The organism is Bombella saccharophila (assembly GCF_026385475.1).
GTDB lineage: Bacteria > Pseudomonadota > Alphaproteobacteria > Acetobacterales > Acetobacteraceae > Bombella > Bombella saccharophila.
Map to the genome: position 1 here is coordinate 158581 of NZ_JANIDW010000001.1, position 21817 is coordinate 180397.

Here is a 21817-nt window from a genome sequence, read left to right on the forward strand (position 1 = left end):
GATATGGGGCGTAAGCCGGACACCCCCCTTACGCGTCTGGCAGGATACGGCCAATCTATTTGGCTCGATTTTATCAGGCGGGATTTTATTGAAGAAGGCCGTTTGGCCTCTCTGGTGAAGGAGGATGCCCTTAAAGGGGTGACCTCCAACCCGGCGATTTTTGAGCAAGCTATCGGCCAAGGGGCGGAATATGAGGAAGCCGTGCAGGAGCTACTGTGTGAGGAGAGCTTGCCTGCTGGTGCCTTGTATGAAGCCGTAGCGGTGGCGGATATCTGCCAAGCTTGTCGTGTCTTGCGCCCTGTATTTGATGAGACATCCGGCCGGGATGGTTATGTCAGCTTAGAGGTTTCACCCTATCTCGCTGATGATGCTGAGGCCACTTTGCATGAGGCCCGTAGGTTATGGCAGCGTGTTAATCAGCCTAATGTGATGATTAAAATCCCCGCGACAGAGGCCGCCCTCCCAGCGATTGAGCAGGCCATTGCGGAGGGGATAAATGTTAATATCACGCTGCTTTTTGCTCAATCCATGTATGAAAACGTGCTGGAGGCTTATCTGCGTGGATTAGAGGCGCGCGTTCAGAGAGGTCAACCCATTGCCCAGATTGGGAGCGTGGCATCCTTCTTCGTAAGTCGCATTGATGGGCGGATTGATGCGATGATCGACCGGCGCATCGCTGCGAGGGACCCGCAATCGGACGCGTTGAAGCGTTTGCGTGGGCAGGTTGCTATTGCTAATGCGCGTATGGCGTATCAACATTATTTGCATGTTGTGGCGAGTCCGCGTTGGCACGCTTTGGCAGAAAAGGGCGCGCAAACCCAGCGTTTGCTGTGGGCTAGCACGAGTACAAAAGATAAGACCTATCGTGATGTCCTTTACGTAGAGGAGCTGATTGGCGAGGATACTGTCAATACGGTACCACCACATACGCTTGAGGCGTTTAGGGACCACGGTGTACCCCAAGCGCGCTTAGCGGATAATGTGGAGCAATCGCGCCAGATTCTAGAGGATGCAGACCGGCTAGGGCTTGATCTCCCAGCGGTAACCACCACGTTGTTGGGCGAAGGTGTAGCAGCGTTTAAAGCTGCTTTTGATGGATTGCTCGGTGCGGTTGCAGCCCGCCGAGAGGCTGTTTTGGGGGGACGTCTTATGCGAGTATCCTTAGCATTATCGGATGAGTTGGATAACGCTGTTGTCGCAGCGGGTAAAAGCTGGACGCAGGATGGTAAGGTGCGCCGCCTGTGGGAGCGCGATGCGTCTGTTTGGACAAATGGGCCAGAGAGCAAATGGCTCGGCTGGCTTGATGTCGTTAAAGATGGCATGGCTCATATTGATGCTTACGAGGCCCTACAGCGTGAGGTAAAAGAGCGCGGCTATAGTGATGTGCTGCTCCTTGCGATGGGTGGCTCTAGCCTTGGGCCGGAGGTTCTGGCAGAGACATTTGGCCAAGTATCTGGTGGGCCGAAGTTGCATGTGCTGGATAGTACGGACCCGCAGCAAGTTGCGAGCTTTGCTAAGGCGATTGACCCTACCAAGACACTCTTCATCGTTTCCAGTAAATCGGGCAGCACGCTCGAGCCAAATATTCTTTTTGCGTATTTCTGGGCCTTAGCGGGGACAGCCCTTGGCCGTAAACCGGGGGACCGCTTTGTAGCGGTGACAGACCCCGGCTCCTCGCTTGAGACTGTAGCGCAGGATCACAACTTTGCGCATATCTTCCACGGTAATCCAGAGATTGGGGGGCGGTATTCTGTTCTCTCCCCCTTTGGTCTCACCCCCGCAGCCGCTGCCGGGTATGATGTGCGTGCGTTGTTGAACTGCACACAGCTGATGATTGAGGCATGCGATGCCTCTGTCCCCCCTGTGACGAATCCGGGTGTAAATCTTGGTTTGGCTCTCGGTGTGGCGGCAACGACCTTCCGGCGGGATAAGGTGACCTTTGTTGCTTCTGAGCAGATTGCCTCCCTCGGGGCATGGCTAGAGCAGCTTTTGGCAGAAAGTACGGGCAAGAGCGGTACGGGGCTCATCCCTATTGATGGCGAGCCGTTGGGCCGGCCGGATGTTTATGGTGATGACCGCATCTTTGTGGAATTACGGCTTGGGCATGAGCCTGTAAGCCCGGGGTTGAAAGCTCTGCGTGAGGCAGGTCACCCAGTCGTGACACTGCATCTTGATACGGTGGAGCAGATTGTCCAAGCCTTCTTTGTCTTTGAGTTTGCAACAGCCGTAGCGGGCTCTGTTTTGGGGATTGACCCGTTCGATCAACCTGATGTGGAGTTTAGCAAGGTTGAGACGCGGAAACTGACAAAAGCCTATGCGGAGACTGGCCATCTGCCAGAGGAAGCCCCCTTTGCAAAGGATGGCAACCTCGCCTTTTATGCTGATGAGCGTAATCATGAGGCTTTAGCGGGCAAGGATGCCAAAGCCATCCTCAAAGCGCATTTTGACCGCGTGGGTAAGAATGATTATATTGGCCTCCTGGCTTATATTGAGCGAGATAAAGCTCATATCGCGTGGGAACAGACGGTTAGAGTGGCGTTGAGAGATCAACTTCATGTTGCAACAGCAGCGCAATTTGGGCCGCGTTTCCTCCATTCGACAGGTCAGGCCTATAAAGGAGGCCCCAATAGCGGTGTGTTCCTCCAAATAACGGCAGATGATGCTGCTGACCTGTCTATCCCGGGCTATGCGTATAGCTTTGGCGTTGTCAAAGCCGCCCAGGCCAGAGGGGATTTCGATGTTCTTGCCTCGCGTGGGCGTCGTGCTTTACGTGTGCATATTACAGGGCCGTTGCAAGCAGGGTTGGACCGTCTCGCTCAACTGGTGACAGAGATTTTAAAAGGAGCTTGAGGATGCGTATCGGAATTATTGGGCTTGGCCGTATGGGTGGTAATATTGCCGTCCGCCTGACACGTAAGGGCCATGATGTCGTCGCGTTCGACCGGACCCCTGCTGTTATCGACCGAATCGTCGAGCGGAGCGAGGCGGGGCGTGCGCAGGGGGCTCCTACTTTTGAGAAAATGGTGGAGCTTCTCTCTGGGGAAGAACGCCGCGTGATTTGGGTCATGTTGCCAGCGGGGAAGGTCACAGAGGATTGCATCCAAAAGCTTGCCCCTCTCTTGGGGAAGGGTGACATCATCATTGATGGTGGCAATACCTATTACAAAGAGGATATTCGCCGCGCGAAAGAGCTAGGTGAGCGGGGCATTGATTATATTGATGTCGGCACATCTGGCGGTGTGTGGGGGTTAGAGCGCGGCTATTGCATGATGTATGGCGGCGAGAAACATGCCGCTGATTATGTGGACCCGATTCTTGATGCATTGGCACCGGGTGTTGGTGATGTGCCGCGTACGCCAGACCGTGAAGATGATGGCCGTCACGACCAACGGGCCGAGAAAGGCTATCTTTATTGCGGCCCTGCTGGGGCAGGCCATTTTGTGAAGATGATTCATAACGGCATCGAATATGGCATGATGCAGGCCATTGCCGAGGGGTTTGATGTTCTCGCCAGCAAGAACTCCGCCAAATTGCCCGAAGATGAGCGTTATGACCTTCACCTAGCCGATATTGCAGAGGTGTGGCGTCGTGGTAGTGTCGTCTCCTCTTGGTTGTTAGACCTCACAGCCGAGGCTCTTGCCCGCTCTTCCGACCTAAGCGAGTTTAGTGGGGAAGTGCAGGATTCTGGTGAAGGGCGCTGGACGATTGAGGCAGCGATTGAGGAGGATGTGCCCGCCCCTGTGATGACAGCGGCCCTCTTTACACGCTTCCGCTCTCGGACAGGCAATAATTTTGCCGAGAAAGCTCTCTCCGCCATGCGTTACGGCTTTGGTGGGCATGTAGAGCGTAAAAAATAAAAGGCCTGTTATAGGGTGTAAGGGGCGGTTGGGGGCATCCGCCCCTAGCCTCCTTTAAGGAGGATGGTCAGGATGAGCGATACAGCCCCCATAATCAAATTGGTGTTGTCAGATATGGATGGCACCATTCTCGGCCCCGATAAACGCCTTTCCCCCGCGACATGCAAAGCGGTGGAGCAGCTTGCCGCGCATCATGTCCCCGTTGCGCTTGTAAGTGCGCGTTTGCCTGCGGCGATTCTGCCTTATGTGCGGCAGTTAGGGCTAAAGGGGCCGTGCGCGGGGTTTAATGGGGGGGTGTTCTTTTCCCCTGATGGCACAATTTTAAAGAGCTATCGTTTCCCACCAGAGGATGTAACAGCCTTGCTGGCACGGCTTGCGCCCTTGCCGGTAGAGCTATGGTTCCAGACCGAACGTGAATGGCTTGTTGGGGATGCAAGTACGGCTTTAGTACAACGCGAGCAGAATCTAACAGGCATCACCCCGCGGGAAGTTGCAGAACTTTCCTCACATGATGAGGCTGTGAATCGTGTGATGGTATGCTCGGAGGATACGGCCTTAATCGCGCGGTTAGAGGCTGAATTGCCTGCGTCTTTTGGGGGGCGGGCCAGTATGTTGCGTTCAGCACCACATAAATTGAACATTACGCCCGCCCTAGCCAATAAGGGTGATGCGGTGAGGGAGCTTGCCCAGCTTTATGGCGTAACCCCGCAGAATGTAGCGGTTTTGGGTGATGCGCCGAATGATTTACCGATGTTGAGCGTAGCGGGGATGAGCATTGCGATGGGCCAAGCCCCAGAGGGCGTAAAGGCGCAGGCACGCTATGTGACAAAAACACCTGCTGAAGATGGCTGGGCATATGCGGCAGAGAGGTTCATTATACCCGCAGCCCTATCACAATAGGGTAGTTAGTGATTCGGAGAGTTATGGGTATGACAACAGATATGCGCCACGCCGTTGTGGATGTGTTGAAGGATGCTGATGCTGTCGCCATGAAAATGGCAGAGCTATTAATAGAGACGGTGCGTAATAAGCGGGACGGTAAGGCCCGTATTGCGCTTTCTGGTGGGTCTACCCCTAAAAAATTATTCTCGATTCTTGCACGTCCAGAGGTAGCGCAACAAATTGATTGGTCACGCGTAGAGATTTTCTATGGGGATGAGCGTCATGTGCCCGAGGGCCATGAGGATAGCAATCATACGAGTGCTAAGACATTATTGCTCTCCAAAGTAGCGATTCCGGCCGCTCAGATTCATCCTATGCCGACAAAAGGGACCGCCCAAGCTGATGCCGCACAGTATCAAACCGTGTTGGAACATGCTTATGGCCGCAAGACATTAGAGGCAGGGCATCCCCTTTTTGATATCGTCATGCTGGGCTTAGGGACAGATGGGCATACGGCCTCTCTCTTCCCCGGTGAGGCTGTTTTACAAGAGAAAACCGCTTGGGTGGGGGTATCCGCCCCCAAAACAGCCCCGCATGAGCGTCTTACCCTGACATACCCAGCCATTGCCTCTAGCAAGTTAGTGGTCTTTTTGGTGACGGGGGAAAATAAAGTACCAATGTTGGCCCGTTTGCGTCAGGGGGATGGCAGCATCCCATCCGGGCGTATTGTATCGGAAGGAGAAATTCTGATACTGGCAGACAGTGCTGCTGCTGGAGAGCCTTCATGAACGTTGATGACTGCAAACGTGCTGCTGCTCATTATGCCGCCAGCCTCGTAAAACCGGGGATGGTTGTTGGGCTTGGCACAGGCAGTACCGCCGCTTTCATGATTGAGCGCTTAGGCGAGCGTGTGGCTGAGGGGCTGGATATTCTAGCCATCCCAACATCTGAGGAATCGGCTGCTTTAGCTCGTGCAGCAGGGATTAAAATCACAACATTTGCAGAGCATTCTGTAGTCGACATCACCATTGATGGTGCTGATGAGGTTGAGCGTAAGACGCTACATCTCATCAAGGGGCTAGGGGCGGCTTTGCTGCGTGAGAAGATTGTTGCGCAGGCATCACGGCGTTTTGTCGTTATTGTCGATGCGACAAAACCGGTGAACCAGCTTGGCGAGCGGGTGCCCGTACCTGTGGAGGTTGTTCCTTTTGGGTATGAGGCAACGGCGGCCCGTCTGGAAGCCATGGGGGCAAAAGTGATTTGCCCCCGCAGGAAGCTTACTGGTGAGCTTCTTACTACCGATAATGGGAATAGAATACTCGATTGCAGCTTCGGCCCTATTGAGGATGTGCAAGCATTAGCGGCACGGCTTGATGGGATTGTAGGTGTGGTGGAGCATGGACTGTTCCCCAATATGGCAACCGATGTACTGGTTGCAACCGAACGGGAGGTTGAGCAATGGACGCCATGACAGAGAAAGAGGCAGTAAAAGCTGCCGCTGGTATCGCTCCGCATTATATTGTGGTGATGGGTGTTTCCGGCAACGGCAAGACGACTGTAGCAGAGCTACTGTCTAAATGTCTGGGATGGCCGTTTCAGGAAGGTGATGACCTTCACCCCAAGGCGAATGTGGAGAAGATGCGTTCTGGCCACCCGTTGACGGATGAGGACCGCGCCCCTTGGCTGGAGCTATGCCATGATTGGCTGGCAAAATGTGCCGAGAAGGGAACAGGGGCTGTGTTGACATGTTCTGCGTTGAAGAAGAAATATCGTGAGGTTCTTGCCAAGCATATTCCTGTTCAGTTTGTTTATCTCAAGGTAGATCCGAAGATTATCGAAGAGCGGTTAAAGCATCGTGTGGGCCATTATATGCCGCCGTCTTTATTGCCGAGCCAGTTGGCCACGCTTGAAGAGCCGACCGATGATGAGCCTGTAATTCGTGTGCCGGGTGATGCTCCTCCTGAGGAATTGCGGGACCGTGTTATCGAGCGGTTGCGCGTGGTGCCCCCGCCGAAGAATTTTTAAGTAAATCTCGGCAGTATGTCTTAGTTACATGAGACAAAATGAATGGCGGGGCCTTGGTCTCGCCATTTTTAATTAACAGGTGACTAATAGACGGGGCATAAGCTTTGCTTATTGTGGCAAGAAACGGTAGGACTATTCTTTATCAGTAAGGGTATTTGTCCGGTGGAAGCTACATGATGACATTGAGTGATTGTCCCAGTCCTGCGTTGCAGGGCAATGTTTTACCGGGACAGCCCGAAGTTCAATTACGACGTAATGTTTTATATGTTCCTCGGGCAGCTGGGGGACGTGATACGGAGTTTGGTCTATTTTCTGAGACAGGGCGACAATTACTCGACCATGCCTTATTTTCCCGATACCCGCAAAAATTAAAGAGCCAAGGGATAACGACTGCGCTTATGCCCTCCCCTTATCGTCTAAGGGTAGAGGGCAATGTAGTGTATGGAGGGGTGATTGGAGATCATTATGGGCACTTCATTACGGAATGTTTGAGTGTCCTATGGTATTGTATAGAAAACCCGGACCCTGAGCGGCGGATTTTATTTCATAGTGATCTGACGGTGGAGGAGATTTTTTCCATCCCCTGGATGGCAGAGTTTTTATCTTATTGTCAGATAAAACCAGAGCAAATTCTATTACCGCACTTACCCGTTATTATAGAGAGCTTAGTTTTACCAGGCCAGGGCTTTAGTGAAGATGGGTTTATTTATGAAGGCTATGGGCAGAGCTGCCGGTTATTGGGGGAGTGTGCTTTACCGTTAGAGATGCGGGAGAGAAAGGTCCAACCTATTTATTTAAGCCGCGCAGCCTTAAAAGGTGGCACGCGACAATTGGTAAATGAAGAGGCGTTAATCCACGCTTTGCAGCAGCGTGGGGTTAAAATTATTGTGCCGGAAATGCTGAGTGTGCGGGAGCAGATCTCATTATTTGCATGTCACCCTGTGATAGGCATTATGGGGTCAGCCTGGCATACAGCTATTTTTACAGATTATGTGTGCGGTGTTGCGCTTTGTTTTGATGACCATATTTATCGCTCCTTCCCACTTATGGATGCTGTGCATGATACCCGGCTTGCTTATGTACGGGTAAAAGCTGGTGGGCAGCGGGCTGTCGATCCTGCGCCTGGGTTCAAGGTAGCTTGTGTGTTAGAGGACCCCGAGGCAGTGGCGAATGCGCTGCTTGTTCGTCTTTCACAGCTCATGCGTGATGAAGGGGCCTCTGAGCAGGAGAGTGCATTTTCCCTTCATCCTACATTACATCAAACGGTGGAGATATTTCGGCTTTATTCCGCTCTTGGGGAGCCTGTCACAATGCATACGGCTTATGAGACCGTGGCATGTTGTGAGGATGTGAGCCGGTGGCATGTGCCAGTCTTAGCCCTCATAGTGGGGGAAGCTGCTTTTCTATGTGCTGAGGATGATATGTTACCCTGTATGGGGATTCTTCATGATGGGGGAGGGCCATTTTTATCCTATCGTGTGATGCGTGGTGCGGACGGGGCGGTGAGTTTGCAACACCCGGAGACGGGGTTATGGCTTAAAGCCCCTCCGGCGCATGTAGGCTTGCCGTTGCATAGTGATGGGACAGAGGTACTGACATGGGAGCAATTTACCCTAAGGCCATATAATGTGGCTTTTGAGAGGAGAGGACGTTTGCAGGAGGCCTTAACCTTACTTGAGGAAAAATGTCTCTTTGGTACGTGGGACCAACAAAAGGCTCATCACTATGGGCTTATGGCGGCATGGCAGCGCGTTTTTAAGGATGATAGTTCCTCAATAGAGGCATGATCTTTCTTAAAGAGCCGCAGTTTGCCAGCCCGGCCCAATAATCGCAACACGGCGGTGGCGACCTGTCCCTTGTAAGATGATGGCCTCGCATGTCTCCAGATAAGTGAGTTGCCGCCGGGCGCGCCCTAAGGAGTGTGTGCCATAAGCGCGGGCAAGGGCGGCATCATCAGGGCATGGCTTGCCCTCCATCGCAGCCCGGGCGAGGAGGAAATAAACAGGCTGCATATCATCCGGTAAGCGTCCGGCCCGTTGTTGAATATCCTGCCATTCTTCGCTCTCGGCTTGTTCGCGCGTTAGGCCGCATCGGATGGTGCTGAGCATGGTCTGGAAGCGCGCCATAGGCAGTAAATTGCGTGAGAATCCTGCTAAACGCGCCCGCATTTGGAAGTCTTGATACAAGGTAGCAAGCGGGCGATAGGCTGCGTCTTTATCCTGCCCTGTTTCTGCAACAAGTTGCCAGAGGGTCTCTGGGTCTGGCTCGGTGGAGAGGCTGGCTTGCTGTTGTTCCTCTGCGGCACGGTTTGCACTATAGGCATCAAGTTGGGCGAGGAGGTCCGGCTTGGGGGCAGCAGGCTCTTTACGCGGGCGGGGTGTTGGCTCGGCAACAGGCTCTAAGATGAGGTCGCGTAATTCCTCCACAGGCATGGAGGGTTGCTCTAAGGGCATAAGGGCTGGGCCGCCTGCATGGCTTGCGGTTTCCACCGGGCCAATCGTGACCCGTTGAGGCCGGCGGGCGAGTGCGGGGCCGAGGGCCATAAATTGCCCGCGGGCAAGGTCACGAAAGCTCTCAGCAGCGCGGCGTTCCATCCCTAAGAGGTCCGCGGCACGGGCCATATCAATATCAAGGAAGGTCCGCCCCATAAGGAAGTTGGAGGCCTCTGCGGCGACATTCTTCGCAAGCTTGGCAAGGCGTTGGGTAGCGATAATCCCCGCCATACCGCGCTTACGCCCGCGGCACATGAGGTTGGTCATGGCATTGAGGGAGAGGCGGCGCGCTTCATCAGAGGTATCCCCCCCTGCGATGGGGGCAAAAAGTTGCGCCTCATCCACAACGACTAAGACGGGATACCAATAAGCGCGTGGGGTATCGAACATTCCACTCAGAAAGGCCCCAACGGAGCGGAGTTGCCCTTCTGCCTCACTTTGTTCCAGATTCAGCACAACAGAGGCACGATGCATACGCACGCGTTCCCCCGCCGCGCGGAGGCTGGCCTCGGATTGTGTATCTGTCTCAATCACGAGATGGTCGTATTTTTCAGCAAGGGTGACGAAGTCTCCCTCTGGGTCGATGATGACTTGCTGGACGAGGGTCGCACTCTGCTCCAATAACCGGCGGAGGAGGTGGGATTTGCCAGAGCCAGAATTACCCTGCACGAGCAAACGCGTAGCGAGCAATTCGGGGAGGTCAATATGGGCATCCTCACCGCGGGAGGTCGTGCCAAGGAGAAGGGGGCCAAACTGTGATGAACTCATGCAGGTAGTTTACCGGGCAATGCGCCAGAGAGCCAGAGATGAACGCCCTCTGCGCAAAGATAAGCGGTCGAAAAACACCCTTGGAGCAAATATCCCCCCGTTGGGGCCTCCCAATCAAGCATTTCTCCACAGGCGAATAAGCCGGGCTGATGATGGAACATGAGATGCTCATCCAAAGCATCCTGCTTGACCCCACCGGCCGTTGAGATAGCACGGTCTAATGCGGCTGGTGCGGTGAGGGTGAGGGGGAGATGCGTAATCGCTTGTGTTAGCTCATCAGGGCTGCGGGCTTCGGGGCAGAGGAGGGTGAGCAGCTCGCGCATGGTGCGGTCTAACCCTAAGGCTTTGCGGAGCTTATTGTTCCGGCTTTCACGCAGGCGTTGGCGTGCCAAACGCTCCCTTATTGCGTCCGCTTTTAAGTTAGGGCGTAAGGAGAGATGCAGGGTGATAGGGCGCGGGTGGTTCTGCGCAAGGGCCTCACGCAGAGGGGCCGAGAGGGCATAAAGGGGAGCCCCCTCAAGCCCGCGTTTGGTGATGATGAGGTCCCCACGTTTGGTCTGGCCTGCAAAGCTGAGCGTAACCCCGCGTAATGTGGCGCCCTCATGCCGGGTGAGGACGTCATCCGGCCAGTCGGGCATAAAGCCACAATTTGAGGGAGCAAACGGCGTGCAATAAGGGGTTAGGAGGGAGGCCCATTGGCCATCACTGCCCAAGCGGGACCAGCTACTTCCCCCAAGGGCGAGGATAACCGCCGAGGCAGGCTGCGTTACAACCCCTTCTGGCGTCTGGAAGGTGGGGGTTAGCCCTTCTTGGCCGATGAGTTTGTGATGGGGAAAGAACTGCACCCCTTGCTGTTGCAATCGCGCAAGCCATTGGCGCAGAAGGGGTGAGGCTTTAAGAGAGTGCAGGAATACCCGGCCAGAGCTGCCCACAAAACAAGGCGTGCCAAGCCCCTCAGCCCAATTTTGGAGGTCTGTGGGGGAGAAGGCACGTAAAGCGGGTTCTAACCAATGGTGCGCGGGGCCATAGCGGGTGAGGAAGGTCTCTAGCGGCTCGCTATGAGTGAGGTTGAGGCCACTACGCCCTGCCATAAGGAGCTTGCGCCCCGGCCGCGCCATATGGTCGTAAAGATGAACCTGATAGCCGCGTTTGCTCAATAATTCCGCAGCGAAAAGCCCAGCAGGGCCAGCACCAATAATCGCAATAGGGGCAGTAGGAGCCGTAGCATGATGGCACATAGAGGGGCGTATCCGGCGATAATATCGTGTGAAGAGGAGGCTGTAGCTGTTGTTAGCCTGTTCTGTAGCGAGGGGAAAGATGGGCTTTCTATGCAACCCTCTATAGAATCGTCTTATAAGACAGGATAAGGAGGAGCCTCTAGGCTTATAGGGCCGTTAGATGAAGGGGATGATGAGATGGAACTCTGCACAACAATCCAAGCCATACGGCAAGCGCGTGCTGCTTTAGGGACGGTAGGTTTTGTCCCGACAATGGGTTTTTTGCATGAGGGGCATCTCTCCCTCGTTAGGCAAGCGCGGGCGGAGAATGATGCGGTGATTGTGAGCATCTTTGTCAATCCCATACAATTTGGCTCGGCAGAGGACCTCTCAACTTACCCTCGTGCGTTAGAGCGCGATGTGGCCTTGTTACAGCAAGAAGGTGTGGCGTGTGTTTTCGCCCCTGATGTGGCAGAATTATATCCAGAAGGCTTTGTAACGCAGATGTCCCTTGGCGGTGTGGCTGCTGCATTAGAGGGCACCTCTCGCCCCGGTCATTTTGCGGGGGTCGCGATGGTGCTGACGAAGTTATTTAACATCATCCAACCACAAAGGGCCTATTTTGGGCAGAAAGACGCGCAGCAATGTGCGGTTGTTCGCCGTTTGGTGGAGGATGTGAACAGCCCTGTAGAGATTATCACCGCCCCCACATGGCGGGAGGCAGATGGTTTGGCTGGCTCTAGCCGCAATAGCCGCTTAACGGAGGAGGACCGCAAACGTGCCCCGGCTTTGTATCGGGCTTTGTGCCATGCGCGGGACTGTGTGCGTGCTGGGGAGCATCGCCGTACTGTGTTGGAGGCGGCAATGCGCTCTGTCCTAGAGGCAGAAGGGCTGACAGACATTGATTATGCGATGATTGTAAACCCAGAGACATTCCATACCGAGGGGGAGATTATCCCGCCTCATGCCTTGGCGTTATTAGCAGTCCGGGTAGGGGCGGTGCGTTTGATTGATAATATGCCGTTATTATGAGGTTGTGAGGGGCATTGTCCAATATGATGAAGAGTATTTACCTATAATATAGGGGTGCATTTGTCCTATTATTGGGAGAAGATAGTTTATTGTTAGGTAAAATATGTAAATTTATCTTCAACCTATGCAGCGCACTACATGCTGTCATGCTCGGAAATACGCTTCACTCACTAGTCAAGGGCGGGAGAAGGGCGTAGCGTAACAACGTATTCAGCATTTTAGATATGCTTGATAGGAGAGTTTAAGCATGGTTGAGACAACCCCACGTACCGTTGCGTCCCCCAAGAAATTCGTTATCGGCACGGGTTTGCTGGCCCAGCTGCATGATGTTGTGAAGGATTTTGGCGATAATGCCTTCATCATCAGTGATGAGTTCTTTATTGAGCGCGTGCAGAAGGAATCTGTCGCAGGACTGGAGAAAGCAGGGCTGAAGGGGAAGGCCGAGAAGTTTAATCGCGAATGTACAGATGCCGAGATTAAACGTCTGGGTGAGCTAGCCAAAAAGCAGGGCGCGAATGTCATTGTGGGTATTGGTGGTGGTAAAACACTCGATACCAGTAAGGCTGTGGCACATTACTACAAACTGCCTATCATCCTGTACCCGACCATTGCATCTACCGATGCTCCCTGTATCGCTCTGGCAGTGATTTATACCGAGTCCGGTGAGTTTGACCGTTATCTCTTCCTGCCGCAGAATCCTGATGTTGTGGTGGCTGATACAAGTGTGATCGCTGGTGCACCGGTACGCTTCTTCGCTGCGGGGATTGGTGATGCGCTCTCTACCTATTTTGAGGCACGGGCTTGCCATCAGGCTGATGGGATGAACCTTTCTTGTAAGCGTCCGTCCCGCACAGGGCTGGGCCTAGCACGTATGTGTTACGACCTTGTCTGTAAGAATGTGGACCTCGCTATGGATGCCGTCCGCAATAAAGTGCCGACCCGCGCTTTGGAGGAGATGGTCGAGGCGACTATCTATCTTAGTGGGACCGGGGCGGAGACAGGCGGCCTTGCCGCAGCCCATGCGGTGCATAACGGTATGACCGCGATTGAGGACCTCCACCACGCTCAGCATGGTGAAAAAGTGGTCTTTGGTTTGATGACCCAGCTCGTTCTTGAGAATGCGCCGAAGGAAGAGATTGAGGAAGTCTTGCGTGTCGTACGGGTTGCTGGCCTGCCCATGACGCTGAAGGAACTTGGCGTAAAAGAGTTTGTTGAGGCAGATTGGCGCAAAGTTGCTGAAATCGCTTGCGATAAGAACGATACAATGGGGAACCTACCCTTCAAGGTGACGCCAGATGATGTGTATCACGCTATGGTAGCGGCTAATGCATTGGGTGAGCGTTATCGCGCAGAGCATCAGGGCTAATAAGGCTCTGCTTTATAAGGGGGGGGGTTTTCCTCCCCCCTTGCAAAAAGGCCCGGAGATGGATGCTCCGGGCCTTTTTATATGGGTATGCATATGGTGTGGTTAGGTTAGTTCTGTAGGGTGAATTCCCCAAGTAAATGGCGAAGCTGGCGTGTACGCTGGGCCATGTTGGAGGTCGCTGCGGATGTTTCCTCCACCATGGCGGCGTTTTCCCGCGTGCCTTGGTCGATGGTGGCGATGGCATTATTAACGTCTTTGAGGGCAGAGGCTTGCTCGGACGTAGCTTTGGTAATTTCTTGCAAATGTGTGCTGATATTTGCAACGCTGGAAATGATCGTATCTACCGCGTTGCTAGCATCCTTCATGATAGTGGAGCCAGAGCTTACATGGCTTTGGGAGGTCGTGATAAGCTCTTTGACTTCCTCTGAAGCATTGCCGACTTGGTTTGCTAATTTGCGAATCTCTTGGGCAAGCACACGGAAGCCACTACCTGCTTCCCCCGCATGAGCGGCTTCTACCCCTGTATTGAGGGCAAGAAGGTTGGTTTGGGTGGCAATATTAGAGATCACATTGGTAATTTTATTGACAGCCTCGGCAGAGCGTTCGATTCCCTTCATGGCGGCATTGGCGCGGTGGATCATTGTGCCGAAGCGTTCTGTCGTAGTTTGGCATTCCTCTACAAAGCGGTTGGCCTCCATAACACGGGCCGCAGTGGAGGAGACAGTCGCTGTGATTTGCTCCACGGCAGCGGCTGTTTTCTCGACAGAGACGGCTTGTTTCTCGGTGCGGCGGGCAAGGTCGCGGGCTGCACTGTCTATTTCATCAGCGGTGGTGTCGATGCTGCCAGTTGTTTCTCTGATGCTATTGAGTGTTTGGCATAAGGTGGCAATCGCGTGATTGAGGTCATCGCGCATGGGGAGATAGGTTGTGGGGAGGTCTCCGTCCACTGTGAGGGAGAGATTTTTATCTGCCAATGCATTGATGATATGGCCGAAGCTTTGTGTGACGAACTGACGCTCTTGCTCAATAGCGTTATCAAGCTTGGTCATTTCCTCTTTATTGAGCCTTTTTGTCTCCTCAATATAGATAGAGATAGTGAGGTCCATATCTAAGAAGACGGCCTTAAAGAGGCTTCCAAAGGAGGCAGCTAGGTCGCGTAAGGAAAGTTTGGCAGGGAGGAATGGCACAGTAGGTATAATCTGCGCTGTAACACCATTAATGATGTGGCTTAGAATGATGGCATACCCGCCAATATACCAGCGTGGCTCAAGTCCGATACGGGCATGGGTTTTGCCAACTCTGCGGACGGTACTGGTAAAAGCCGTACCAAAATTTGCAGAAGCGATATTGCTCCAATAACCTATCTGGGCTTGCTTGGCTTGTTGCATATGTTGATCGGACGCAAAAAAGACCCTGGTCTGAGGCTCATTGCGGACGGTGGTGTAGAAGGCATCCAGAGCATGGGGGATTGCTTTAACAATATAAGGCTCAATCCGACGGATAGCTTGGCACTCAGCTTCGTTAAGATGGAGGAAGTTGAGCCGCGATTGAAGCTCTACATCATCAGTAGGTTTATGTGGGTTGGTCATGGTAGTTGGTAGTTGGGACATGATAACCTCTGAACGTCTCTACATATCGCGTGGAATATGAATGAATGAGATTTTTTATAAAGCATTTTCTATGTTTATATGATTTTTTTTGGAGTAAATGCAGCTTTCTATTAATATTTTGGAAAATATAAAACAGAATATAATAATAGGAATAGTATATAAATATGACAAAAATTCTTTATGCATCATATTCAATACTTAATATTTTTTATATGTGTGGAGAAATATCATATCTCTATCTAATAAGTCGTTATTTATGTGATGAGGGGGTATGCGGAACGTAGCAATTTGGTAGAATGCGCCTGGCACTTTTTTATCCAGGAGGGCGTTATGGCCACAACTGCCAAAATTAGTATTACGCTTGATCGTTCTAAGATGTTGAATTTTAACTCATCTATGTATGGGCCTGAATTTCTCGAGCGTATTTTGGAGGCTGTGCGAGCGGTCGTGCCTGACATCTACCAGTTACAGGCTAATTTTGGATCAGACCTCGCTACAGTGGAGGTTTTGACGACCGAAGATGTAGAGGAGTTCCCCAATATTACGGAGATTTATTCCGTTATTAAGCAGACATTTAAAGAATGGAACCACGCTGTTCGACAAATTGATGAAGAAAAATTAGAGAAGTTCCCCTTCCAAAAGGGACAAATTTTAAAGAAAACAGAGGAGCATCGTGGTGAAGGCGAGGCGAATGACCGCTTTATCGTCACGCATGTTCATTATGATAATGATGGTTTTGTAGTTTATGAGATTGAAAAAATAGATCATGACGGTAAGTCCATCTCTGATAGTTTGGAAAAAGTCTCTCTTGAGCATTTAGAAGAAATTTTTACAGCCGCAGAGTAAAAGGCCTGAGGGCTAAATGGCCCTTTTAAGCCGAAGAGGGAAAAGGTTTGCAGCTCTTTCATTCTATAGCGTCTGGGCTTTCACATTTATTTGCCGAAAGCCCGGAGCTGGCCTTTTTCCTCTCTATCGGGTTGGGGTATTTGGTAGGGCGTATAAAGGTCGGGGCCTTCCAGCTTGGTGGGGTGGCAGGGTCTTTATTAGTCGCAGTTTTGCTCAGCCAATATGGTGTGCAGATTAGCTCCAACCTTAAGACGGTCCTTTTTGTTTTGTTCATCTATGCGGTGGGGTATCGCAGCGGGCCGGGTTTTTTCCGCTCTTTAGGGCGGCAATCCTGTAAGGAAATTGCCTTAGCGGTGATTATGGCCATGAGCGGCCTTGGCACGGTTGTTATCCTAGGCCGGTTATTTCATTTAGATAAAGGGATGGCTGCGGGCTTAGCGGCTGGGGGATTGACCCAATCTGCGATGATTGGCACCGCAGGCTCGGCCTTAGAGAAGTTAGGTCTACCTTTAGCGCAAGTGCAGCAATTACAAGGTAATGTCGCCATTGGTTATGCGGTGACCTACATTTTTGGCTCTATCGGCACAATCATTTTTTGTGTGAATATTCTGCCCTTTTGTATGGGCCGGTCTCTAGCGGAGGATGCGCGTAATACAGGGCTTACCCCTACTGAGGATGCTTTGCTAGGAACGTCAAAACATTCAGCCATCCCGCCGGTTATTCTGCCAGTGGGGACGGACCTTGTTTATAATATGTTCGGCGTTACAGCGGGATTGTTGCTGGGATTGGTGGTGGTTCATTGGGGGGATATTCCCCTTACATTAGGGAGCGGGGGCGGAGCGTTGCTCTCGGGCTTGGTGTTTGGCTGGTGGCAAGGGCGGCACCCTCATTATGGGGCTATGCCCTCATCAGTTTGTGCCTTTTGGAGCATGTTTGGCTTAGCGGGGTTTGTGGCAGTGATGGGCCTGCAAACTGGGCAACGCGCCGTGGCGGTGATTGCAGAGCATGGGGTTATGTTGCTGTTGTTAGGGGGGCTGGTAACGCTTATCCCCCTCATGATTGCGGCATTGATTGGCTATTTTGTGTTAGGCTACCGCAATGTGGCTCTCTTTGCTGGGGCCTTAGCGGGGACGCGTAGTTCCAACCCCGCTTTTGGGGAGATTTTAGCCAAAGCGGGCCATAGTAGCCCTACAATTCCGTTTGCGATTACGTATGCACTTGCCAATGTATTACTCACATTGCTGGGCCCGCTCATCGTGGCCCTTGTGTAGGGGAGGCGCGTGTTGATGATGAAGGGGGCTATGGGGGTGAAAGCTTACATAAGGGCAGTTTTTATGGTGTTGACGATGTTACCTTGGGGGACAAGCCTTATGGCGGCCGCTCCTGCGTCTGGCGGGGGAAGCACAGGGCAGGGGCCCTTACCGCGTGTTCTTATCTTAGCCACAGGGGGCACGATTGCGGGCAAGGCTGACCCACGCTCGGCCATTGGTTATGATGCCGGGGCGGCAACAGGACAGCAACTCATCGCGAATGTGCCGGGGCTGGATAAGCTTGCGCATCTTAAGGTGGAGCAAATTGCTAATATCCCCTCGCAGGATATGAATCATACGGTCTGGTTCCGTCTTGCAGAGCGGATTAATGCCGCCTTTGCTCATCATGAGGCGGATGCGGTGGTTATCACCCACGGCACGGATACGATGGAGGAGACGGCCTTCTTCCTCGATACTGTGTTGCATCATGAGCAAGCTGTGGTGATGACAGGTTCTATGCGTCCTGGCTCAGCCATTAGTGCGGATGGTCCGGCGAATATTTACGAGGCTGTGCAGGTCGCTACCCATCCCCACGCACGCGGGCGGGGTGTGTTGGTGGTGCTGAATGATACAATCCATGCGGCCCATTGGGTGAGTAAGGCTGATAGCACAGCGTTGCAAACCTTTACCTCCCGTCATGCAGGGCCTGTTGGGATTGTGGACCCGGCAGCGGTGCGCTTTTTTGCCCCACCGCGCCCGCATTTGGCGATGGCACTCCCCAAAGAGCAGAGCTTGCCAGCCGTTGATGTGATCTACGCTCATGCGGATATGGATGGACGGCAGATTGATGAATCCATGCGTGCAGGGGTAAAAGGGCTTGTGATTGCCGGGATGGGCGATGGCAATGTCTCTGCCTCGGCTATGAAAGCACTGGACCGCGCCGTAGCAGCGGGGCTTGTGGTTGTGCGCTCTAGCCATGTGGGGGATGGGTTTGTTAACCGGAATGTAGAGGTTGATGATAATGCGCATCATTTTGTGGCATCATATGATCTGAACCCCCAAAAGGCCCGGATATTGCTCCAACTTCTCTTAGCGGCAGATGTGCGGGATGTGGGAGATGTGCAACAGGCTTTTGCCTTCGGGTATTGAGAAGCAGCCCTGCATCTTCATCAGTTTATAAGCCGGAGCCTTCCGCGGTAGGGTGGTGAATGTTTTAGATGAGGAGGGCAGGGCATGAGCATCAAAGCAGAGGTGTTACAAAAGAAGAAGGCCCGGCATATGCGCTTGACCCGTCGTGGCATGTTGAGTGGCCTTGTGGGTTTAGCGGCCACCCCCCTCGCAGGGTGGGCCATCGGGCCGATTGCCTCTGGGCTGAGTGTGACGAGCATGCCCCCGCGCCCGTGGGGGGCAGAAGCCCCACCGGTTAATCTGCCTGACCCTGATATATTAGTTTTGGACCCCGCCTTCGGGCAGGTGAATTACGGCAATGCCCCTTTACAGCGTGTATGGCAAGGGGCTGGTTGGTTGGAGGGGCCAGCATGGTGTACGGTCGGGCGGTTCCTCTTACTCAGTGATACGCTTGCAAGCCGGCAATATCGTTATGACCCGGAGGATGGGCCGCAAGGGCATATCAGCGTGTATCGCCGGGAGAGCTATAATGCTAATGGCAATACATTTGATGAAGAAGGCCGGTTAATTACCTGCGAGCATGGGATGCGCCGTGTTATCCGTTGGGAGCATGATGGCAGAGCAAGCGTCTTGGCCGACCGGTATCGCGGTAAGCCGCTTAACTCTCCTAATGATGTTGTCGTAGCCCCTGATGGGAGCATCTGGTTTACCGACCCCGGCTATGGGGACGGTGTGGTAGAAGGCCATGCCGATGCGGAGGGGCCAGCAAACCCTCATCGGCATCTGAATCCTTATTTGGATGCTGAGCTGACAAGCCAATATGGCGGGTTGCAGCGGCAGGAGGACCATACATTCCGCATTGATGGGCAGACAGGCAAGATAGAGGCTGTACTAGCCCAAAAGGATGTTGCTGGCCCTAATGGGCTTTGCTTCTCACCTGATGGCACAAAGCTTTATGTGGTTTCATCAGGTGTTGCTTTGGGCGCGCAACCGCCCTTGCCAGACCACAGCATCCATGTGTTCGATATAAAGCAGGGCCGCCCGGTAAATGGACGGATTTTTACGGATTTCACCGTAGCAGGCCATCCGATGCGCCCTGATGGTCTCCGTGCCGATGTGGAGGGTAATCTTTGGTGCGGGGCATGGGGGCCGTTAGGGCTGTGCGGCGTGCTGATTTATAGCCCAGAGGGAAAGATGATAGGCCGTATTCGCCTACCCATTGGCTGCTCCAACCTCACTTTTGGTGGGCCGAAACGGAATATCCTATATATGTGCTGTGGCACGGCCCTCTTTAGCCTCGTGACGGCAACTCAAGGGGCAGGGTATTGCTAATGCTTTTCCCCATGCCCCATGTGTCCCACGCTCCAACGGAGTTACTCACAATTTTGGCGGATGAAATAGTGGATGATGTGGGGATGAGGCTGTGGATAGGTGGGGAGAAGATGCAGGTGAGGATAAGATGAGTGGCAATGAGAGGTGGGAACGCTTTTGGGCAAGTTTCAAAACATTGCAATCCTATCAGCGGGCTATGGGTGGCGCACGGGTTGCGATGACCTTTGGTGGAGCATTTTTAGTCGTTTGTTTGGGAGTATATCCAACATATAATGTGCTGGTAGTTGATAAAGATAATGCTTTGTCATGTCGTTTAGCTTCTATGGCGCATGATTATTATGCGCGTATAGGGGGATGTCTCGTATTTGGGGTTAGCCTTGCGATTATATCATTTATAATTGGTATAGGGGAAAAAGAGAATTTCCGCCAAGGGACAGTGAATTGTTGTTTGGCTGGTATTTTATATTTATCATTAATGGCGTCTGTAGTATTTTATATGTGGGCGATAAGAGATATGGCTGAGTTTATAGGTCATAGTACTCAATCAGTGATTATGAAGTTAAAGCCGCCCTATGATGGTTATATTTGTTCGCCGCTGCGAGCCGCCGATAAGTAATAAGCGCGTTCTGTTTGACCATCGGCTTTAAACTCATAGACGAGCGGGGTGCCGGTGGGGAGTTCTAGCGTGCAGGTTTCTGCTGGGCTGAGGCTGTTTAGTTGACTGATGAGCGCGCGCATAACCGTCCCATGGGTGATGACAAGCAGGGATTGCCCCGCCTGTAAGCTGGGGCGGAGTGTGTTTTGCCAATAAGGAAGGACGCGCTTTATGGTCGTAGCGAGGCTCTCTCCTTTGGGGAGGTCAGCGCGGGGGAGGCTGCCATAGCGTGGGTCATGGCCGGGATAATGGGGGCTGTTTTCCCCAACTTCCGGTGGGGTAATGGCAAAGCCGCGCCGCCATTGCTGGACCTGCTCAGCCCCATAGCGGGCAATAATATCGTTTTTCTCCAGCCCTTGTAGGGCACCGTAATGACGTTCATTTAGCCGCCAGCTTTTATGTTCAGGGAGCCATGTTTGGTTAAGCTCATCCAAGCAATGCCATAAAGTATGGATGGTGCGTTTAAGCATAGAGCAATGAGCTGCATGGAACTGGAAGCCATGCGCGCGCATCAGGCGGCCTGCTCTTCTGGCTTCTTCATGACCTGCGGGGGAGAGGTCTAAATCATACCATCCGGTGAAGAGATTAGCATGATTACCAAGGCTTTGCCCGTGGCGCATGAGCACGAGTCTTGCATGGGTCATGGGGCCTTCCTCTTAATGGTTGGGGCTGTAACGCTACAAGAGGATTATAGGGGACGCCAAGAGAGAATGCCCCGCCTATCATGCATGGCTTCTCATACTTGCCAGATGGTTAAGGATGGGCCATGCAGAATATGTGATGATATAGAAGGACGCCATTCATGATTGAGAAGAAAGACGACTCATTACTACAGCGGGAAGGTAATTCCGGCCTGATTATGGGGATATTGATTGTTATCGCAGGTCTTGTGATGGCAGTGACCCCGGTACTGACCTTCATCTCTCTTACCGCTTTGGTAGCTGCTTTGTTGTTTGTGGCGGGGATTTGTACATTGGTTGATGTCTTCCGCCGTAATGCCATGGAGCGTAAAATGCTCGATGGGCTTTTGGGGATATGTTTTATCGTCCTAGCGGGTCTGATTTTCTTTAATCCGATTGGTGCCGCGATTGGTTTAACGGTGTGGATCGCCGCTTGGTTCATCGTCCGTGGTGTGATGGAGCTTGCAGGTATGGGGGCCTCTCCTTATGGCCGTGGCTTTATGGCGATTGATGCGTTAGTGAATATCGTTCTCGGTGTGATGCTGCTGTGCTTAAACCCCATCACCGCACAGGCTGCTTTGGGTTTTTATGTGGCTATCAGTTTGATCTTCTGGGGCTTTTCTTTGATTTACCGGAGCGCGTTACTGAAGCATTTGCTCTAAATGCGTTGATGATGG

19 protein-coding genes are annotated in these 21817 nt (G+C 52.8%); 15 read left to right on the forward strand and 4 right to left on the reverse strand.

What is annotated here, in order from left to right; all coding sequences use genetic code 11:
• Nucleotides 1-3: 3 nt before the first annotated feature.
• The 7 genes from NQF64_RS00730 (at nt 4) to NQF64_RS00760 (ending at nt 8551) form a co-directional block, all read left to right on the forward strand.
• The gene (locus NQF64_RS00730; protein ID WP_266106161.1) at nt 4-2850 is read left to right on the forward strand and encodes a bifunctional transaldolase/phosoglucose isomerase; all 2847 of its coding nucleotides are present in this window, start codon (nt 4-6) and stop codon (nt 2848-2850) included.
• 2 nt (nt 2851-2852) lie between these two features.
• The gene (gnd, locus tag NQF64_RS00735; protein ID WP_266106162.1) at nt 2853-3857 is read left to right on the forward strand and encodes a phosphogluconate dehydrogenase (NAD(+)-dependent, decarboxylating); all 1005 of its coding nucleotides are present in this window, start codon (nt 2853-2855) and stop codon (nt 3855-3857) included.
• Nucleotides 3858-3929: 72 nt separating this feature from the next.
• Nucleotides 3930-4757: a Cof-type HAD-IIB family hydrolase gene (locus NQF64_RS00740; protein WP_266106163.1), complete on the forward strand. Its 828-nt coding sequence runs from the start codon at nt 3930-3932 to the stop codon at nt 4755-4757.
• Between the two features lie 29 nt (nt 4758-4786).
• Nucleotides 4787-5527 carry a 6-phosphogluconolactonase gene (pgl, locus tag NQF64_RS00745; protein ID WP_266106164.1) on the forward strand — a complete coding sequence of 247 codons (741 nt, stop codon included), beginning with the start codon at nt 4787-4789 and terminating at the stop codon, nt 5525-5527.
• A complete protein-coding gene (rpiA, locus tag NQF64_RS00750) occupies nt 5524-6210 on the forward strand; it encodes a ribose-5-phosphate isomerase RpiA (protein ID WP_099026199.1) in 687 nt (228 codons plus the stop codon). Before pgl ends, rpiA begins: the two co-directional genes overlap by 4 nt.
• Nucleotides 6198-6764, forward strand: a complete 567-nt coding sequence (locus NQF64_RS00755) for a gluconokinase (RefSeq protein WP_099026198.1) — start codon at nt 6198-6200, stop codon at nt 6762-6764. Before rpiA ends, NQF64_RS00755 begins: the two co-directional genes overlap by 13 nt.
• Before the next feature lie 173 nt (nt 6765-6937).
• On the forward strand, nt 6938-8551 hold the full coding sequence (locus tag NQF64_RS00760) for a glycosyltransferase family 61 protein (RefSeq protein WP_266106165.1): 1614 nt from the start codon (nt 6938-6940) through the stop codon (nt 8549-8551).
• A gap of 6 nt (nt 8552-8557) precedes the next feature.
• Here NQF64_RS00760 and NQF64_RS00765 read toward each other — a convergent pair whose 3' ends face one another.
• Nucleotides 8558-10024, reverse strand: coding sequence for an ATP-binding protein (locus NQF64_RS00765; RefSeq protein WP_155572859.1), 1467 nt, complete (start codon nt 10022-10024; stop codon nt 8558-8560).
• Entirely contained in the window at nt 10021-11262 is a 1242-nt protein-coding gene (locus NQF64_RS00770) for a TIGR03862 family flavoprotein (protein ID WP_407651800.1), read from the reverse strand. Before NQF64_RS00770 ends, NQF64_RS00765 begins: the two co-directional genes overlap by 4 nt.
• Before the next feature lie 177 nt (nt 11263-11439).
• Here NQF64_RS00770 and panC point away from each other — a divergent pair, with 177 nt between their 5' ends.
• On the forward strand, nt 11440-12273 hold the full coding sequence (gene panC, locus NQF64_RS00775) for a pantoate--beta-alanine ligase (protein WP_155579119.1): 834 nt from the start codon (nt 11440-11442) through the stop codon (nt 12271-12273).
• 247 nt (nt 12274-12520) lie between these two features.
• A complete protein-coding gene (locus NQF64_RS00780) occupies nt 12521-13639 on the forward strand; it encodes a glycerol dehydrogenase (protein ID WP_099026193.1) in 1119 nt (372 codons plus the stop codon).
• A 107-nt stretch (nt 13640-13746) separates the two neighbouring features.
• On the opposite strand, the gene NQF64_RS00785 is transcribed toward NQF64_RS00780, so the two are convergent.
• The gene (locus tag NQF64_RS00785) at nt 13747-15249 is read right to left on the reverse strand and encodes a protoglobin domain-containing protein (RefSeq protein WP_266106167.1); all 1503 of its coding nucleotides are present in this window, start codon (nt 15247-15249) and stop codon (nt 13747-13749) included.
• A 330-nt stretch (nt 15250-15579) separates the two neighbouring features.
• Here NQF64_RS00785 and NQF64_RS00790 point away from each other — a divergent pair, with 330 nt between their 5' ends.
• The 5 genes from NQF64_RS00790 to NQF64_RS00810 all read left to right on the forward strand — a co-directional run bounded on the left by NQF64_RS00790 (nt 15580) and on the right by NQF64_RS00810 (nt 20421).
• Nucleotides 15580-16095, forward strand: coding sequence for a hypothetical protein (locus NQF64_RS00790; RefSeq protein WP_099026191.1), 516 nt, complete (start codon nt 15580-15582; stop codon nt 16093-16095).
• Nucleotides 16096-16142: 47 nt separating this feature from the next.
• Nucleotides 16143-17366 (forward strand): aspartate-alanine antiporter-like transporter, encoded by a 1224-nt coding sequence (locus NQF64_RS00795; protein WP_266106168.1) that lies wholly within the window; start codon nt 16143-16145, stop codon nt 17364-17366.
• A gap of 63 nt (nt 17367-17429) precedes the next feature.
• The gene (locus NQF64_RS00800; RefSeq protein WP_266106169.1) at nt 17430-18494 is read left to right on the forward strand and encodes an asparaginase; all 1065 of its coding nucleotides are present in this window, start codon (nt 17430-17432) and stop codon (nt 18492-18494) included.
• A gap of 84 nt (nt 18495-18578) precedes the next feature.
• The gene (locus NQF64_RS00805; protein ID WP_266106170.1) at nt 18579-19805 is read left to right on the forward strand and encodes an SMP-30/gluconolactonase/LRE family protein; all 1227 of its coding nucleotides are present in this window, start codon (nt 18579-18581) and stop codon (nt 19803-19805) included.
• 127 nt (nt 19806-19932) lie between these two features.
• Nucleotides 19933-20421, forward strand: a complete 489-nt coding sequence (locus tag NQF64_RS00810) for a hypothetical protein (protein ID WP_266106171.1) — start codon at nt 19933-19935, stop codon at nt 20419-20421.
• On the opposite strand, the gene gpmA is transcribed toward NQF64_RS00810, so the two are convergent.
• Nucleotides 20385-21104: a 2,3-diphosphoglycerate-dependent phosphoglycerate mutase gene (gpmA, locus tag NQF64_RS00815; RefSeq protein WP_266106172.1), complete on the reverse strand. Its 720-nt coding sequence runs from the start codon at nt 21102-21104 to the stop codon at nt 20385-20387. The two genes, NQF64_RS00810 and gpmA, sit on opposite strands and share 37 nt — an antisense overlap.
• Nucleotides 21105-21262: 158 nt before the next feature.
• On the opposite strand from gpmA, the gene NQF64_RS00820 reads away from it, so the two are divergent.
• Entirely contained in the window at nt 21263-21802 is a 540-nt protein-coding gene (locus tag NQF64_RS00820; protein WP_155572869.1) for an HdeD family acid-resistance protein, read from the forward strand.
• Nucleotides 21803-21817: the final 15 nt, after the last annotated feature.

What these genes read in the sequence shown, in the direction of transcription:
- NQF64_RS00790 (WP_099026191.1), top strand. Translation starts at nt 15,580, where the DNA reads ATGGCCACAACTGCCAAAATTAGTATTACGCTTGATCGTTCTAAGATG.
- NQF64_RS00820 (WP_155572869.1), top strand. Translation starts at nt 21,263, where the DNA reads ATGATTGAGAAGAAAGACGACTCATTACTACAGCGGGAAGGTAATTCC.
- NQF64_RS00760 (WP_266106165.1), top strand. Translation starts at nt 6,938, where the DNA reads ATGATGACATTGAGTGATTGTCCCAGTCCTGCGTTGCAGGGCAATGTT.
- NQF64_RS00810 (WP_266106171.1), top strand. Translation starts at nt 19,933, where the DNA reads ATGAGTGGCAATGAGAGGTGGGAACGCTTTTGGGCAAGTTTCAAAACA.
- rpiA (WP_099026199.1), top strand. Translation starts at nt 5,524, where the DNA reads ATGAACGTTGATGACTGCAAACGTGCTGCTGCTCATTATGCCGCCAGC.
- NQF64_RS00740 (WP_266106163.1), top strand. Translation starts at nt 3,930, where the DNA reads ATGAGCGATACAGCCCCCATAATCAAATTGGTGTTGTCAGATATGGAT.
- gpmA (WP_266106172.1), bottom strand. Translation starts at nt 21,104, where the DNA reads ATGACCCATGCAAGACTCGTGCTCATGCGCCACGGGCAAAGCCTTGGT.
- panC (WP_155579119.1), top strand. Translation starts at nt 11,440, where the DNA reads ATGGAACTCTGCACAACAATCCAAGCCATACGGCAAGCGCGTGCTGCT.
- pgl (WP_266106164.1), top strand. Translation starts at nt 4,787, where the DNA reads ATGACAACAGATATGCGCCACGCCGTTGTGGATGTGTTGAAGGATGCT.
- NQF64_RS00770 (WP_407651800.1), bottom strand. Translation starts at nt 11,262, where the DNA reads ATGTGCCATCATGCTACGGCTCCTACTGCCCCTATTGCGATTATTGGT.
- NQF64_RS00765 (WP_155572859.1), bottom strand. Translation starts at nt 10,024, where the DNA reads ATGAGTTCATCACAGTTTGGCCCCCTTCTCCTTGGCACGACCTCCCGC.
- NQF64_RS00755 (WP_099026198.1), top strand. Translation starts at nt 6,198, where the DNA reads ATGGACGCCATGACAGAGAAAGAGGCAGTAAAAGCTGCCGCTGGTATC.
- NQF64_RS00805 (WP_266106170.1), top strand. Translation starts at nt 18,579, where the DNA reads ATGAGCATCAAAGCAGAGGTGTTACAAAAGAAGAAGGCCCGGCATATG.
- NQF64_RS00785 (WP_266106167.1), bottom strand. Translation starts at nt 15,249, where the DNA reads ATGTCCCAACTACCAACTACCATGACCAACCCACATAAACCTACTGAT.
- NQF64_RS00780 (WP_099026193.1), top strand. Translation starts at nt 12,521, where the DNA reads ATGGTTGAGACAACCCCACGTACCGTTGCGTCCCCCAAGAAATTCGTT.
- NQF64_RS00800 (WP_266106169.1), top strand. Translation starts at nt 17,430, where the DNA reads ATGGTGTTGACGATGTTACCTTGGGGGACAAGCCTTATGGCGGCCGCT.
- gnd (WP_266106162.1), top strand. Translation starts at nt 2,853, where the DNA reads ATGCGTATCGGAATTATTGGGCTTGGCCGTATGGGTGGTAATATTGCC.
- NQF64_RS00730 (WP_266106161.1), top strand. Translation starts at nt 4, where the DNA reads ATGGGGCGTAAGCCGGACACCCCCCTTACGCGTCTGGCAGGATACGGC.